At 71.2% G+C, this 15,999-nt stretch carries 12 protein-coding genes; 6 read left to right on the top strand and 6 right to left on the bottom strand.

The features are described from left to right. Positions 1-64: 64 nt before the first annotated feature. Positions 65-3,043 carry an excinuclease ABC subunit UvrA gene (gene uvrA / locus JYK04_RS12885; RefSeq protein ID WP_189735951.1) on the bottom strand — a complete coding sequence of 993 codons (2,979 nt, stop codon included), beginning with the start codon at positions 3,041-3,043 and terminating at the stop codon, positions 65-67. A 187-nt stretch (positions 3,044-3,230) separates the two neighbouring features. Here uvrA and JYK04_RS12890 point away from each other — a divergent pair, with 187 nt between their 5' ends. The 3 genes from JYK04_RS12890 (at position 3,231) to JYK04_RS12900 (ending at position 6,122) form a co-directional block, all read left to right on the top strand. Continuing rightward, positions 3,231-3,920, top strand: a complete 690-nt coding sequence (locus JYK04_RS12890; protein WP_189735953.1) for a maleylpyruvate isomerase family mycothiol-dependent enzyme — start codon at positions 3,231-3,233, stop codon at positions 3,918-3,920. A 9-nt stretch (positions 3,921-3,929) separates the two neighbouring features. Further along, positions 3,930-4,586 (top strand): MBL fold metallo-hydrolase, encoded by a 657-nt coding sequence (locus JYK04_RS12895; protein WP_189735956.1) that lies wholly within the window; start codon positions 3,930-3,932, stop codon positions 4,584-4,586. 219 nt (positions 4,587-4,805) lie between these two features. Next, the gene (locus JYK04_RS12900; protein WP_189736574.1) at positions 4,806-6,122 is read left to right on the top strand and encodes an MFS transporter; all 1,317 of its coding nucleotides are present in this window, start codon (positions 4,806-4,808) and stop codon (positions 6,120-6,122) included. A 31-nt stretch (positions 6,123-6,153) separates the two neighbouring features. On the opposite strand, the gene JYK04_RS12905 is transcribed toward JYK04_RS12900, so the two are convergent. The 4 genes from JYK04_RS12905 to uvrB form a co-directional block, all read right to left on the bottom strand. Beyond that, on the bottom strand, positions 6,154-7,137 hold the full coding sequence (locus tag JYK04_RS12905) for a TerC family protein (RefSeq protein WP_189735958.1): 984 nt from the start codon (positions 7,135-7,137) through the stop codon (positions 6,154-6,156). Positions 7,138-7,375: 238 nt separating this feature from the next. After that, positions 7,376-9,337 (bottom strand): TerD family protein, encoded by a 1,962-nt coding sequence (locus JYK04_RS12910; protein WP_189735960.1) that lies wholly within the window; start codon positions 9,335-9,337, stop codon positions 7,376-7,378. Positions 9,338-9,380: 43 nt separating this feature from the next. Beyond that, positions 9,381-9,959: a TerD family protein gene (locus JYK04_RS12915; protein WP_030010820.1), complete on the bottom strand. Its 579-nt coding sequence runs from the start codon at positions 9,957-9,959 to the stop codon at positions 9,381-9,383. A gap of 87 nt (positions 9,960-10,046) precedes the next feature. Then, positions 10,047-12,203, bottom strand: a complete 2,157-nt coding sequence (uvrB, locus tag JYK04_RS12920) for an excinuclease ABC subunit UvrB (protein WP_189735962.1) — start codon at positions 12,201-12,203, stop codon at positions 10,047-10,049. A gap of 234 nt (positions 12,204-12,437) precedes the next feature. Here uvrB and JYK04_RS12925 point away from each other — a divergent pair, with 234 nt between their 5' ends. The 3 genes from JYK04_RS12925 to JYK04_RS12935 all read left to right on the top strand — a co-directional run bounded on the left by JYK04_RS12925 (position 12,438) and on the right by JYK04_RS12935 (position 15,579). Beyond that, positions 12,438-13,358, top strand: coding sequence for a glycerophosphodiester phosphodiesterase (locus tag JYK04_RS12925; RefSeq protein WP_189735964.1), 921 nt, complete (start codon positions 12,438-12,440; stop codon positions 13,356-13,358). Between the two features lie 141 nt (positions 13,359-13,499). After that, positions 13,500-14,072 carry a methylated-DNA--[protein]-cysteine S-methyltransferase gene (locus tag JYK04_RS12930; protein ID WP_189735966.1) on the top strand — a complete coding sequence of 191 codons (573 nt, stop codon included), beginning with the start codon at positions 13,500-13,502 and terminating at the stop codon, positions 14,070-14,072. Between the two features lie 271 nt (positions 14,073-14,343). Then, the gene (locus tag JYK04_RS12935; RefSeq protein WP_189736580.1) at positions 14,344-15,579 is read left to right on the top strand and encodes an MFS transporter; all 1,236 of its coding nucleotides are present in this window, start codon (positions 14,344-14,346) and stop codon (positions 15,577-15,579) included. Here JYK04_RS12935 and JYK04_RS12940 read toward each other — a convergent pair. After that, complete coding sequence (locus tag JYK04_RS12940; RefSeq protein WP_189735968.1) at positions 15,569-15,937, bottom strand: cupin domain-containing protein; 369 nt, start codon at positions 15,935-15,937, stop codon at positions 15,569-15,571. The genes JYK04_RS12935 and JYK04_RS12940 overlap by 11 nt on opposite strands. Positions 15,938-15,999: the final 62 nt, after the last annotated feature.

A 15,999-nucleotide genomic window follows, 5' to 3' on the forward strand; every position in this document is an offset into this window, starting at 1 on the left:
GCGGGAGGGCCCGGCCATGGGCCGGACCCTCCCGTCGTACGCGAACCCGAGCGCTGCTCGGCGGCTACGCCTTGCGCGTCCGGGCCGCCGTCTTCTTGGCCGGGGCCGCCTTCTTCGCGGCGACGGCCTTGGTGGCCGCGGCCTTCTTCGCCGGGGCCTTCTTGGCCGCCGGCCGTGCCACGGGCGCCCCGTCCGACACCCGGTCCGCGCCGAGGATGTCCCGCAGGAACTTGCCCGTGTGGCTGGCGCCGACCGAGGCCACCGCCTCCGGTGTGCCTTCGGCCACCACCAGACCGCCGCCGTAGCCGCCTTCCGGGCCCATGTCGATGACCCAGTCCGCGGTCTTGATGACGTCAAGGTTGTGCTCGATGACGATCACCGAGTTCCCCTTGTCCACCAGCCCCGACAGCACCTTGATCAGCTTCGAGATGTCCTCGAAGTGCAGACCCGTGGTCGGCTCGTCCAGCACGTAGACCGTCCGGCCCGTCGACCGCTTCTGGAGCTCGGAGGCCAGCTTCACGCGCTGGGCCTCACCACCCGACAGGGTCGGCGCGGACTGGCCGAGGCGGACGTAGCCCAGCCCGACCTCGTTGAGCGTCTTGAGGTGCCGCGCGATCGTCGGCACCGCCTCGAAGAAGCCCAGCGCCTCCTCGATCGGCATGTTCAGGACTTCCGCGATGGACTTGCCCTTGTAGTGGACCTCCAGCGTCTCCCGGTTGTACCGGTCGCCGTGGCAGACCTCGCACGGGACGTAGACGTCCGGCAGGAAGTTCATCTCGATCTTGATCGTGCCGTCGCCGGAGCAGTTCTCGCACCGGCCGCCCTTCACGTTGAAGGAGAAGCGGCCCGGCAGATAGCCGCGCACCTTCGCCTCCATCGTCTCCGCGAACAGCTTGCGGACGTGGTCGAAGACACCGGTGTACGTGGCCGGGTTGGACCGCGGGGTGCGGCCGATCGGCGACTGGTCGACGTGCACGACCTTGTCGACGAGGTCGTCGCCGTCCACCCGCGTGTGCCGGCCCGGCACCGAGCGGGCGCCGTTCAGCTCACGCGCGAGGTGCGTGTAGAGGATGTCGTTGACCAGCGTCGACTTGCCCGAACCCGACACGCCGGTCACGGCCGTCAGCACACCCAGCGGGAAGGACACGTCGATGTCCCGCAGGTTGTTCTCCTTGGCGCCGTGGACGGTCAGCTTGCGCTCCCCGTTCACGGGCCGGCGCACGTCCGGGATCTCGATGGACTTCTTGCCCGACAGGTACTGCCCGGTCATCGACTCGGTGTTCTTCAGCAGCTCCTTGAGCGAACCGCTGTGCACCACCTTGCCGCCGTGCTCGCCCGCGCCCGGACCGATGTCCACGACCCAGTCGGCCACCTTGATGGTGTCCTCGTCGTGTTCGACCACGATGAGCGTGTTGCCCATGTCCCGCAGCCGCACCAGGGTCTCGATCAGCCGGTGGTTGTCCCGCTGGTGCAGACCGATGGACGGCTCGTCCAGCACGTAGAGCACGCCGACCAGACCGGAGCCGATCTGGGTGGCGAGCCGGATGCGCTGGGCCTCGCCGCCCGACAGCGTGCCGGCGGCCCGGTTGAGCGAGAGGTAGTCGAGACCGACGTCCACGAGGAAGCGGAGCCGCTCGTTGACCTCCTTGAGGACCCGCTCGGCGATCTTCTTGTCGCGGGCGTCGAGGCGCATCCGGCCCAGGAAGTCCGCGCACTCGCTGATCGACATGGCGGCGACCTCGGCGATGGACTTCTCCATCACCGTCACGGCGAGCACGATCGGCTTGAGGCGGGTGCCCTCACAGGTCGGGCAGGGCACCTCGCGCATGTAGCCCTCGAAGCGCTCGCGGCTGGCGTCGCTCTCCGACTCCGCGTGCCGCCGCTTGACGAACGGCACGGCGCCCTCGAAGGCCGTCGTGTACGCCCGCTCCCGCCCGTACCGGTTGCGGTAGCGGACCTCGATCTGCGTCTTGTGCCCGTACAGCAGGGCCTTCTTCGCGCGGGCGGGCAGCCCGGCCCACGCGATGTCGGTGCGGAAGCCCAGCTCCTGCGCGAGCGCGCCGATCAGCCGCTGGAAGTAGTCCTTGGTGTGGCCGAGCGACCACGGCGAGACCGCACCCTCGTCCAGGGACTTGTCCTCGTCCGGAACGATCAGCTCCGGGTCCACCTCCATGCGCGTACCGATACCCGTGCACTCGGGGCAGGCGCCGAAGGGCGAGTTGAAGGAGAAGGAGCGCGGCTCCAGCTCCTCGAAGGACAGGTCGTCGTAGGGGCAGTAGAGGTGCTCGGAGTACATCCGCTCACGCTCGGGGTCGTCCTCGGCGAGGTCGACGAAGTCCAGGATCACCATGCCGCCGGAGAGGCCGAGGGCGGTCTCCACGGAGTCGGTGAGCCGGCGCTTGGCGCTCTCCTTGACGGTGAGGCGGTCGATGACCACCTCGATGGTGTGCTTCTCCTGCTTCTTCAGCGTGGGCGGCTCGGAGAGCTGGATGGTCTCCCCGTCCACCCGCGCCCGGCTGTAGCCCTTGGTCTGGAGATCGGAGAAGAGGTCGACGAACTCGCCCTTGCGCTCGCGCACCAGCGGCGAGAGCACCTGGAACCGGCTGCCCTCGGGGAGCGCGAGCACCTTGTCGACGATCGCCTGCGGCGACTGCCGCGAGATGGGACGGCGGCACTCGGGGCAGTGCGGCTTGCCGATGCGCGCGAAGAGGAGGCGGAGGTAGTCGTAGACCTCGGTGATGGTGCCCACGGTCGAGCGCGGGTTGCGCGACGTCGACTTCTGGTCGATCGAGACGGCCGGGGAGAGGCCCTCGATGAAGTCGACGTCGGGCTTGTCCATCTGCCCGAGGAACTGGCGGGCGTACGACGAGAGCGACTCGACGTAGCGGCGCTGGCCCTCGGCGAAGATCGTGTCGAAGGCCAGGGAGGACTTGCCCGACCCGGAGAGTCCGGTGAAGACGATGAGTGAGTCGCGGGGCAGGTCGAGCGAGACGTTCTTCAGGTTGTGCTCGCGAGCGCCACGAACGATGAGACGGTCGGTCACGCCGGTCCGCACCTTTCTTGAGAGAGCGGGGGCACGGGCCCCCGTCCCAGGGTATGGGGGGCGCCTCTGCGATGGACTTGGTCCTTGGACTTCCGAGCGTATAGCACGCACATTCGATTTACGGCACTCCGCAGACCGCTTCACCCAATCGTGTGGCCGTGCCCGGTGAGCCACTAGGCTCGGCGTCATGACTGATCATGTGCACGACCTGCGATCTGTACGTGAAGCCACGGACCGGCTGCTGACCGCAGTCGCGAAACTGGACAACGCAGCCCTCGCCGAGGAGTCACACCTCCCGGGCTGGACCCGCGGCCACATCCTGGCCCACCTCGCACGCAACGCGGACGCGCTCGTCAACGTCTTCGAGGGACGCCCGATGTACGAGAGCGCCGCCGCCCGCGACGCGGACATCGAGCGCGACGCCGGCCGGCCCCTCGAAGAACACCTGACGGACCTCCGTGATTCCGCGGCCCGCTTCATGGCCACCACCGAGCCCGACCAGGACTGGTCGCGCACGGTCGAGCTGCGCAACGGCATCACGGACCTCGCCGCCAACGTGCCCTTCCGCCGCTGGGTCGAGGCCGATCTGCACCACGTCGACCTGAACGTCGGCTACGAGCTCTCCGACCTCCCGGACGAGTTCACCGAGCGCGAGATCGTCTTCCTCGCCGACCGCTGGTCCGGCCGCCCCGAGGTGCCGCCGGTGGCCCTCGTCGCGACCGACGGCCGGAGCTGGCGCACCGGCTCCGCCGGGGATCCCGCCGTGACCGTGTCCGGCACCCCCGCGGGGCTGCTGGCCTGGCTGGCCGGCCGCGGCGACAAGGGCGCCTCCCTGACCACCTCCGGCGGCCCCCTCCCCGGGCTCCCCCCGCTCTAGGATCAAGACATGACGTACACCGGAGAGGTCAAGGTCGGCGGTCCCGCCGACGTGCACGAACTTGCGGACCTGATGATTTCCAAGGTCGCGGTGGGCCCGATGAACAACAACGCCTACCTGCTGCGCTGCCGCGCCACCGACGAGCAGCTGCTCATCGACGCGGCCGCCGAGGCGGGCACCCTGCTCAGCCTGATCGGCGACGACGGCATCGCGTCCGTGGTCACCACGCACCGGCACGGCGACCACTGGGGCGCGCTCGCCGAGGTGGTCGCGGCGACCGGCGCACGCACCCTCGCGGGCGCCCTCGACGCCGAGGGCATCCCGGTGGCGACGGACGTACCGGTCGCCGACGGGGACACGATCACGGTCGGACGGGTCACGCTGACCGCCCGCCACCTGGTCGGCCACACCCCCGGCTCGATCGCGCTGGTCTACGACGACCCGCACGGCCACCCGCACGTGTTCACCGGCGACTGCCTCTTCCCGGGCGGCGTCGGAAACACCCACGACGACCCGAAGGCCTTCGCCAGCCTGATCGACGACGTGCAGCACAAGATCTTCGAGCAGCTGCCCGACGAGACCTGGGTCTACCCGGGACACGGCAACGACACCACCCTCGGCGCCGAGCGTCCGCACCTGGCCGAATGGCGCGAGCGCGGCTGGTAGGCACCGCAACGCGTCAACTTCCGAGCGCGACGCACTCCTTCCGGTCGCTTACGGCCGAACTCAAGCCCTGAGCGGCGGGGAACGGGTATCTGGTGCGGCATGCCACACGACCCGTCCCCGCCCCTGGCCTCCGCCGCCCCCGAGGCCTCCCCCGCCCCTCCCTCCGCCGCGCCGCCGGAGCCCCCGCCCATCGAGGCCGACGGCTCCGCCGGGCCCGGCATGCTGCGGCTGGCCACGGCCTCGCTCGCCGGCACCGCGATCGAGTTCTACGACTTCTTCGTGTACGGGACGGCCGCCGCCCTCGTGCTCGGCCCGCTCTTCTTCCCCTCCTTCTCCCCGCTCGCCGGAACCCTCGCCGCCTTCGGCACCTTCGGCGTCGGCTTCCTGGCCCGCCCGCTCGGTTCGGCGGTCTTCGGCCACATCGGCGACCGCTACGGCCGGCGCCCGGTACTGCTCGCCTCCCTCCTGCTCACCGGCCTCGCCACGGTGGCCGTCGGCTGCGTGCCCTCGTACGGCTCGATCGGCATGGCCGCGCCCGTGCTCCTGCTCCTGCTGCGCTTCCTGCAGGGCCTCGGGCTGGGCGGGGAGTGGGGCGGCGCCGTCCTGCTGACCGCCGAGCACGCCCCCGAGCGACGGCGCGGACTGTGGTCGAGCTTCCCGCAGATGGGCCCGCCGGTGGGCTTCCTGCTCGCCAACGGCCTGATGCTGGGGCTGTCCGCGTCGCTGACCGACGCCCAGTTCACCGCCTGGGGGTGGCGGGTTCCGTTCTGGGCTGCCGGGGTGCTGGCGCTGGCCGGGCTGTGGCTGCGCCGCTCGGTGGAGGAGACCCCGCAGTTCCGGGCGCTCGCCGCGACGGACCGGCGGGCCGACGCCCCGCTGACCGAGGTCTTCCGGGGCCACTGGCGGCTGCTCCTGCTGACCGGCGGGGCGCTCGCCGTCGGGTACGCCGTCTTCTACGCGGTCACCACCTGGTCCCTCGCCTACGCCGCCGGTCACCTCCCGGTGGGCCGCACGGCGATGCTGGCCTGCATCATGGTCGCGGTCGCGGTGATGGGTCTGGTGACCCCGCTGGTCGCGGTGCTCGGCGACCGCTACGGGCGGCGGCCGCTGTGCCTGATCGGGTGCACGATCTGCGCGGTGTGGATGTTCCCGCTGGTGGCCCTGTTGCGGACGGCCGATCCACTGCTGATGACGGTGGGCTTCGTCGGGGCGCTGGTCGGCATGGTGACGATGTTCTCGGTGGTGGCCGCGTACCTGCCCGAGCTCTACGCGCCGCGGATCCGCTGCACGGGCGCGGCCGTCGGCTACAACCTGGGCGGGGTGCTGGGCGGGGCGCTGACCCCGATCGTGGCGACGGCGCTGGCGGACGGTTCCGGTCCGCCGTGGGGTGTCGCGCTGTACCTGACCGGGATCGCCCTGGTGAGCCTGGTCTGTTTCGCGCTGCTGCCGGAGACCGGTCCGGCGATCGTCTCGCAGCGGACGGCCGCGGACCGGACGACGGAAACGGGGGCGGCCGAAACGGCCGCCCCCGTGTAGATCTGCAGATCCTTCGGATCCTGCGATCCGGTTACGCGTCGACGTTCTCCGGGCGGGCGGCGGCCTCGGCCGCCGCCTGCTTCCTGGAGGCCATCAGGCTGGTGATCGTGGTGATGACCAGGACACCGCAGATGACGCCGAGGGAGACCGGGATCGAGATCACCGGAACGTGGACGCCGTTCTCGTGCAGGGCGTGCAGCACCAGCTTGATGCCGATGAAGCCCAGGATGATCGAGAGGCCGTAGCTGAGGTGGACCAGCTTCTTCAGCAGGCCGCCGATGAGGAAGTACAGCTGGCGCAGACCCATCAGCGCGAAGGCGTTGGCCGTGAAGACGATGTACGGGTCCTGCGTGAGGCCGAAGATGGCGGGGATGGAGTCCAGGGCGAACAGCACGTCGGTGGTGCCGATGGCGAGCATGACGACCATCAGCGGGGTCAGCACGCGCTTGCCGTTGTTGACGACGAAGAGCTTGGTGCCGTGGTACCGGTCGGCGACGCCGAACTTCTTCTCGACCGACTTGAGGAGGCGGTTCTCCTCGAACTCCTCGTCGTCCTCGTCCTTGCGGGCCTCCTGGATCAGCTTCCACGCGGTGTAGATCAGGAACGCGCCGAAGATGTAGAAGACCCAGGAGAAGCTGGCGATGATCGCGGCGCCGGCGGCGATGAAGACCGCGCGCAGGACCAGGGCGATCAGTACGCCGATGAGCAGCACGCGCTGCTGCAGGTGGGACGGCACCGCGAACTTCGCCATGATCAGGACGAAGACGAAGAGGTTGTCGACGCTCAGCGACTTCTCGGTGATGAAGCCCGCGAAGAACTCCTGGGACGCCTGCGGGTTGCCGAAGAACCACAGGCCGAGGCCGAAGAGTGCGGCGAGGACGATCCAGACGACCGTCCAGGTGCCGGCTTCCTTGATGGATACGTCGTGCGGCTTGCGGCCGATGAAGAAATCGGCACCGATGAGGAGGGACAGACCAAGAATGGTCGCGACCCACAGGGCCCAGGAAACTTCCATGGTGAACACGCCTCCGGCGGATGGCTCAGCACTTCGTCAGCGTCATCGCTGCCGGAGGTCTCTTCCACCCGGACGGCCTGGAGGCCGTGGGCCGACGCCCCGGGACCGACCGCGCTCGTGTGGCTGCAGTGGTCCGTATTGACGGGTACGCCGTAGCAGGAAAGCAGGAATACTCCCCTCCGCACGTACGAGCTTACCCGCCGAAGGCGGTAAAGGTAAAGGGAACACCAAAGAATGGTCACGGGCGGGTAGTGCGCCGGGCCTCCGCCACCCGGTCCAGTGCCTGGTCGAGGACCCTGCTGCCCTGCGGGGGCAGGTCCGGTTCGAAGGTCCAGGCGTGATGGACCCAGGGGTCGGCGAGGTGGTTGTCGGGCACCGGCGAGAGCCGCATCAGGGAGCGCCACAGCGGATCGAGCAGCGGCCCGTACGCCGAGGCCTCGTCGCGGTCCGCGACCATCAGCAGGTGCACGCCGACCGCCGCGCCCTCGTCGGCGAGGTAGCGCAGCTGGGTGACGGCGCGGTCGTCGAAGCCGTGCGGGAAGTCGTGCACGATCAGCAGCTGGTCGGCCGTGTCCACGTCCGGCGGCAGGTCCTCGGGGGCGCCGGCCCGCAGCGCCATCTGTACGAGGTCCACCCGCCGGGTCAGCCGGGCCAGGGTCTGGGTGACCCCGGTGGCCCCGGCGGCGGGCGGACCGGCCAGCACCCCGGCGCGCACCAGCGGCGCCAGCGAGGCGGATCCGGCCCCGGCCGCGTCGATGACGTGCACGGAGAACCGGTCGGCGGGGTGGACGGCGAGCAGCCGGACCGCCAGGGCGACGGCCATGTCCATGGCCGCGCGGCGCAGCCGGTCGGTGTCCATGGTCATCGCGGCCTCGGAGCCGGTGCGGCCGTTGTCGATCCACAGTCCGCGCTCCAGCGGGAGGCGGGTCAGCATGGGGATGCGCAGATCGGGCCGCTCGGGCAGGTGCAGGTCCCCCAGGCGCAGGGCCAGCGGGCTCTCCTCGGGCGTGCGGTGACCGTGCCACACGGGGTTGTCCCAGCGGGCGTACGCAGCCGGCAGCGCGGGCTCGACCACCTCCGACTCGGCGATCAGCTGGGCCAGGTCCCGGTCGAGGACGGCCTGGGCCTGGGCGACGAGCTCCTCGCGGCGGGCCCGCGCGGTGTCGCGGGCGGCGTTGCCGGAGCCGCCGAGGCGGTGGCGCGGGTCGGACAGGGCCTCGTCGAGCTCGCGGTCCATGCGGGAATCGGCGAACTCGACGGCGCCTCGGTAGGCGGAGACCGTGCGGGCCAGGTCCTCGAACATCCCCCAGACCTGGTTGTAGAGCCGCTCGTCCATGGACCAGCCGCTGGCGTCCCCGGCGACGGGCCGCGGGTGCTGTCCGGGTTCCTGCGGGGCGGCGGGCCGCGGCGCGGGCTCGGGCGGCTCGGTGCTGGTGCGTCGGCGCCGCGGGTGGGAGTAGCTGATGGTGGGCGGGGAGCCCCCGGTGTCGCCACCGGGCGCGGGTCCGGGCGCACCCGCGTAGGGGTGGCCGGAGACGGGGAGCGGGTCCGGCGGTTCGGGGGCGGGCGCGGGGGGCTGCGGCGGGGCCTGGGGGGTGCGCAGGTCGCCGACGTGGGTCGGCATGGTCGCGAGCGTGGCGTCGGCCCCCGCGGTGCGCGGGGTCGTGCCGAGCACGGCGGCGGCGAGCTCCGCGGCAGCCGGTGCGGGCAGCCCGCCGTCGGCGAGCAGGGCGCGGAGGCCCTCGGCGTAGCCCTGGCCCACGGCGCGGACCTTCCAGGCGCCCTGGCGCCGGTACAGCTCCAGGGCGACGACGGCCGTCTCGGCGTCGAGCCCGGTCAGGGTGTAACCGGCGAGCTCGGCGCCGTCCGGGTCGGCCACGGCCACGTAGGAGGCCGGTACCGCGCCGAAGCGGACCGGGCCGCCGGGCGGGAGGACGAGCAGTACGCCGAGCCGGTGGACGTCCGCCGCGACCTCGTCGAGGTCGACGGTGAAGGTGTGCCGCTCGGCGAGCTCGCCCGGCGACTCGACGCCGGGAAGGGACCTGGCGCCCGGGTGGGCGAGCATCCCGTTGCCGGCGAACCGGCCCTGTTCGTCGGCGAGCGAGGCCAGGGCGAGCACGGGCGTGCCCGCCGAAACCCTGATCTCCACCCGGCTCTGGGACACGGGGTGGTTCTGCCCCCGGACCAGTTCAGCCGTCATCGTGCAGCCCCTCCCCCGTGCCTTCTTCTCTTGTCCGGTACTGCTACAGGTGCGGCAGGATCGCCGGCATGAGGTCCTGGAAGGTGCGGCCGTTGGCCGGGTTCCCGAGGGCCGTCATCTGCCAGCCGGCGCCCGAGCGGGACACCTTGGCCATGATCTGCGCGGTGTACTGACCGCCGCCGTCGAGGGTGTAGCGGGCCAGCTCCTGGCCGTTGGTCTCGTCGACGATGCGGCAGAACGCGTTCTGCACTTCCTGGAACGTCTGGCCGGTGAAGGAGTTCACCGTGAAGACGATCTGGTCGATGTGCACCGGCACGCGCTGGAGGTCGACGAGGATCGCCTCGTCGTCCCCGCCCTGGCCGACGCCGCCGACGAGGTTGTCACCGGTGTGGCGCACCGAGCCGTCGTCGCTCTGCAGGTGCCGGAAGAAGACCACGTCGACGGGCTGCTTGTCGGCGAAGAGCACCGCCGAGGCGTCGAGGTCGATCTCCCGCGTCCGCGAGCCGAACAGTCCGCGGCGCTTGGCCGCCTGCCAGCCGAGGCCCATCCGGACCGCGGTCAGCGTGCCTCCGTCCGCCTTCTGCAGACTGATGGCCTGACCCTTGGTCATGTTGACCGTCACGTACTGTCCCCTCTCCCTGGCCCGCCCCATGACGGGCGTGCAGCATGTACCTGCGGCTGTGACCCAACCCTACTGACCGGCTCCCGGTCAGGCGAGGCCCGCTTCCTTCATCTGCCGCAACTCCTTCTTCAGCTCGCCCACCTCGTCCCGGATCCGGGCCGCGACCTCGAACTGGAGCTCGGCGGCCGCCCCGCGCATGCGCTCGGTCATCTGCTCGATGAGCGCGGCCAGTTCGGCTGCGGGCCGGTCGGTGAGCACCTCGGCACCCGCGGCCCCCTTCGCACCCTTCGTGGCCTTTCCGCCCGTCTTGCCCGTGGCCGCCCGGCCGCCGAGCGCCGGCACCGGGGCCTTGGCGCCCTTGCCGTCCTTCGCCTGCCGGTATCCGGTGCCGAGGAGCTCCTCGGTGTCCAGTTCCTCGCGGGCGATGGTGGCGACGATGTCGTTGATCTTCTTGCGCAGCGGCTGCGGGTCGATCCCGTTCGCCGTGTTGTAGGCGATCTGCTTCTCGCGGCGCCGGTTGGTCTCGTCGATGGCCTTCTCCATCGCCGGGGTCATCTTGTCCGCGTACATGTGGACCTGGCCGGACACGTTGCGCGCGGCGCGGCCGATGGTCTGGATCAGGGAGGTCCCGGAGCGCAGGAAGCCCTCCTTGTCGGCGTCGAGGATGGCCACCAGGGACACCTCGGGCAGGTCGAGGCCCTCGCGGAGCAGGTTGATGCCGACCAGGACGTCGTACTCGCCGGCCCGCAGCTCGCGCAGCAGCTCGATGCGGCGCAGGGTGTCCACGTCGCTGTGCAGGTAGCGGACCTGGATGCCGAGCTCCAGGAAGTAGTCCGTGAGGTCCTCGGCCATCTTCTTGGTGAGGGTGGTGACGAGGATCCGCTCGTCCTTCTCGACCCGCTGCCGGATCTCGTGGACCAGGTCGTCGATCTGCCCCTCGGTGGGCTTGACCACGACCTCGGGGTCGATGAGGCCGGTGGGGCGGATGATCTGTTCGACGAAGCCGTCGCCGCGCGAGAGCTCGTACTTTCCGGGGGTCGCCGACAGGTAGACGGTCTGGCCGATGCGCTCCTGGAACTCCTCCCACTTCAGCGGCCGGTTGTCCAGGGCGGACGGCAGCCGGAACCCGTGGTCGACGAGGGTGCGCTTGCGGGAGGCGTCGCCCTCGTACATGGCGCCGATCTGCGGCACGGTGACGTGCGACTCGTCGATGACCAGGAGGAAGTCCTCCGGGAAGTAGTCGATGAGGGTGTTGGGCGCGGAGCCGGGCTCGCGGTCGTCCATGTGCAGCGAGTAGTTCTCGATGCCGGAGCAGGACCCGATCTGGCGCATCATCTCCAGGTCGTAGGTGGTGCGCATGCGCAGGCGCTGCGCCTCCAGCATCTTGCCCTGCTTCTCCAGCTCGGCGAGGCGCTCGGCCAGCTCCGCCTCGATGCCGCGGACCGCCTTCTCCATGCGCTCGGGGCCGGCGACGTAGTGGCTGGCGGGGAAGACGTACAGCTCGCGGTCCTCGCTGATGACCTCGCCGGTCAGCGGGTGCAGGGTGGAGAGGGCCTCGATCTCGTCGCCGAACATTTCGATGCGGACGGCCAGTTCCTCGTAGACCGGGAAGATCTCGATCGTGTCCCCGCGCACCCGGAAGGTGCCGCGGGTGAAGGCGACGTCGTTGCGCGCGTACTGGATGTCCACGAAGCGGCGCAGCAGCTGGTCCCGGTCGATCTCCTCGCCCACCTTGAGGGAGACCATCCGGTCGACGTACTCCTGCGGGGTACCGAGGCCGTAGATGCAGGACACGGAGGCGACGACGATCACGTCGCGGCGGGTCAGCAGCGAGTTGGTCGCGGAGTGGCGCAGCCGCTCCACCTCCTCGTTGATCGAGGAGTCCTTCTCGATGTACGTGTCCGACTGCGGTACGTAGGCCTCGGGCTGGTAGTAGTCGTAGTACGAGACGAAGTACTCGACGGCGTTGTTCGGCAGGAGCTCGCGGAACTCGTTCGCCAGCTGGGCGGCGAGCGTCTTGTTCGGCGCCATGACCAAGGTGGGGCGCTGGAGCTTCTCGATCATCCAGGCGGTCGTCGCGGACTTGCCTGTGCCGGTCGCACCCAGCAGGACGACGTCCTTCTCACCTGCACGGATGCGCTTCTCCAGCTCGGCGATGGCCGCCGGCTGGTCGCCGCTGGGCTGGTAGGGGCTGACGACCTCGAAAGGCGCCACCGTGCGTTCGATCTTCGATACGGGCCGCATGGGTCAACCGTACGACCCTCCACTGACACTCACGCGCCCCCGCGGGCCGGCGGCGCGCTCCGGCCGCTCCCGGCCGCCCGGACCGCTGTCATTCGTTCTGGTCCGTTTGTCGTAGTTCGGTGGCGGCTCAGTGATCTTCAACCCCATGATCGCGGTGAAGTGCATCGCCACAACGTCTGCCGCTCCGCACCCGTCTGACGCAGGAACAGGGCTCACGACCCGAGGAGAACGCACATGTACGTCCGACCCGCCGCCGCGGCCGCCGCCGCATTCCTGGGCTTCACTCTCACCCTGCTGGGCGGGACGGCGTCGTACGCCGCCACCGGTCCCGGATCCGCCACCGGCACCGGAACCGGCGCCGGCCGGGCCGCGCTGGGGGGCCCTGTCGTGTACGCCCACCGGGGGGCCTCCGCGTACGCCCCGGAGAACACCCTCGACGCGATCGACCTGGCGATGCAGATGGGCTTCGACTGGGTCGAGAACGACGTGCAGCGCACCAAGGACGGCGTACTGGTGGTGATCCACGACGACACCCTGGCCCGGACCACCGACGTCGAGGAGCGGTTCCCGGACCGGGCGCCCTGGAAGGTCAAGGACTTCACCTGGGCCGAGATCTCCGTGCTGGACGCGGGCAGCTGGTTCGGCGGGGAGTACGCGGGCGCCGCCGTGCCGAGCCTGCGGCAGTACCTCGACCGGGTACAGCGCAACCGGCAGCGGCTGCTGCTGGAGATCAAGAAGCCGGAGCTGTACCCGGGGATCGAGGAGCAGACCCTGAAGGTGCTGGACGAAGCCGGCTGGCTCGACGCGCGCCACGTCGCGCAGCGCCTGGTGGTGCAGAGCTTCAGCGCCGACTCCGTACGCATCGTGCACGGGCTGCGCCCGGACCTGGTGACGGCTTTCCTGGGTACCCCCACCGTGGCGGACCTGCCGCGCTACGCGGAGTTCACCGACCGCATCAACCCGTGGCACACGACGATCTCGGCCGACTGGGTCTCGGCCGTGCACGGCCTGCGCGGCGCCCACGGCAAGGCCATGGAGGTGGACACCTGGATCGTGGACGACGCGGCCACCGCCCGGAAGGTGCAGGCCATGGGGGTGGACGGGATCATCACCAACGCCCCGGACGTGGTCCAGGACGCGGTCGGCGGGTTCTGATCCCCGGCCCCCGTCCTGGCGGTCGGACGGGCGGACGGACGGACAGGCGGGCGTGCCGATGTGCCGATGTGGCGATCTGGCGATGTGGCCGATATCCACAACGGTGACCGCCGTGTCGGCGGGTGGTCGTACCGTGGACGCGTGGACAGCACCGAGCGGCCCCGCGGGCCGCACCTCGAATGGACCGTCGTCGCCGGCGACGGCGTCCTCGGCGGGCCCCTGCTCCTGGCCGCGACCCCGGAAGGTCTGGTCCGGGTCGAGTTCCATGCCGAGCCGGACCGGGTCGACCGGATGATCGGCCCGCTCGTCTCCCGGCTCGGCGCCGACGCCCGGCGTCCCGCGCCGGGCGAGGAAGCGCTGCTGGCCGAGCCGATACGCCAGCTCACCGCGTACTTCGAAGGGGCGCTGCGCCGCTTCGAGCTGCCACTGGACTGGCGCCTGAGCTCCGGCTTCAACCGGCAGGTGCTCCAGGAGCTGGACCGCTCCGTGCCCTACGGATCGGTCGTCGGCTACGGGGAGCTGGCCGCCCGCGTCGGACAGCCCGGCGCCGCCCAGGCCGTGGGCAACGCCATGGGCTCAAACCCGCTGCCGCTGGTGGTGGCCTGCCACCGGGTCGTGGAGAACGACGGGGGCATCGGCGGATTCGGCGGTGGGGTGGAGACCAAGCGGCAGCTGCTCGCGCTGGAGGGCGTGCTTCCGCAGCCGCTGTTCTGAACCGTGGCCCTGACCTGCGGACCTGTCCCGCGGACGCGACGGCGGACCGGCCGGGCTCCGGCACGGTTCCGCCGGGCGGTAAGGGCTGGCACACTGCGGCGGTGACTACTCCTGCCGCCGCACCCGGCCTTCCCGCGTCCCCCGCGCCCCGTGTCACGTACCCGCGAAGCCGGTGTACTCCGTGACCGCCTCGCCCGGCACCGACCGGCCCGTGCGGCCCCTCGGCCCGCCCGAGCTGGCCCGGCTGCAGCGCCGCACCTCCCGGGTCCTCATGGCCGGCCAGGTCCTCGGCGGCCTCGGCGTGCCGATCAGCATCGCCCTGGCCCCCGTACTCGCCACCGAGGTCAGCGGCACCGAGGCGCTGTCCGGCGTCGCCTCCACCGCCGCGGTGATCGGCACCGCCCTCGTCTCGCTGCCGCTCGCCGCGCTGATGAACGCGCGCGGCCGGCGCCCCGGGCTGGTCCTGGCCTACGGGATCGGCGCCGTCGGCGCGGGCCTGGTCGTCCTCGCCGCCACGATCAGGAGCTTCCCGCTGCTGCTGCTCGGCATGGCCGCCTTCGGCGCCGCCTCCTCCGCCAACCTGCAGGCCCGGTTCGCCGCCGCGGACCTCGCGGCGCCGGACCACCGCGCCCGGGCCATCTCCGTCGTGGTCTGGGCGTCGACCGTGGGCGCTGTGCTCGGGCCCAACCTGTCCGCGCCGGCCAGCCACAGCTTCGCCGGCACCGCGATACCCGAGACGGCCGGCCCGTTCGTCTGGGCCGCCGTCGTCTTCCTGCTCACCGGCACGCTGATCGGCGTATTCCTGCGCCCCGACCCGCTGCTGACGGCCCGGGCGCTCGCCGCGCCCGAGGAGCAGACCCGCGAAGGGCGCTCGCTGCGGGCCGGCTTCGCCGCGGTGAAGGCCTCACCGCGGGCCCGGCTCGCCCTGCTCACCGTCGCCGTGTCGCACACCACCATGGTCTCGATCATGGTGATGACCCCGATGGACCTGAGCCACCACGGAGCCGGCCTGGAGCTCATCGGGCTGGTGATCAGCGGTCACATCGCGGGCATGTTCGCCTTCTCCCCCGTGATGGGCTGGCTCGCGGACCGGCTCGGCCGGCTCTCCGTGATCGGACTGGCCGCGGGCCTCCTGTCCGTCGCCGCCCTGCTCGCCGGAACGGCCGGCCACAGCCACGGCCGGAGCGCGCTCGGCCTCTTCCTGCTGGGCCTCGGCTGGTCCGCCGGGATGGTGTCCGGTTCGGCCCTGCTGACGGACTCGGTGCCGCAGCCCGCGCGGGCCGCCGTACAGGGGCTGAGCGACCTCACGATGAACGCGGCCGCCGGCGTGGGCGGAGCGGCCGCCGGGCTGATCATGTCCGGGGCGGGCTACGGCTGGCTGAACGCAGTCGGCGCCGCGCTGCTGCTGCCGATGGCGGCGCTCGCCCTGTTCACGGCGCGTCGCCACCCCGTTCCCGTTCCCGCTCCCGCGTCCGCGTCCGCTTCCGCGAAGGACGTCAGTAGCTGATGTGGTAGGCCTTGCGCAGCGTCTCGTGCACGGTCCAGGTGGTCCGGTCGCCCTCCCGGAGCACGCAGGCGGAGCCGGGGCCGACCTCCAGGGTCTCGCCGCCCTCGACCTCGACGGTGGCGCGGCCGCTGACCACCACGAAGAGCTCGTTCGCCTCGACGTCGGTGACGACACCGGGGGTGATCTGCCAGATCCCGCGCACCTGCTTGCCGTCCGCCGACTCCCACAGGACCTTGCCCGTCACGACGGGCTCGCCGGAGACGATCTGCCCGGGGTCGAGGTCGTCCGCCTCCAGTTCGACGTCCGCGACGGAGACGGAGAAGGAGGCGGGTGCGGCGGAGTGATCACTGGTGCTCATGGCGCGCCAGCCTAGTGCGGCCCGCCGCGCGAAGCGGTGACCACAGCGTCCAGGAACGGCCC

Origin of the sequence: Streptomyces nojiriensis, from assembly GCF_017639205.1 — a bacterium.
In the GTDB taxonomy this organism is placed as follows: domain Bacteria; phylum Actinomycetota; class Actinomycetes; order Streptomycetales; family Streptomycetaceae; genus Streptomyces; species Streptomyces nojiriensis.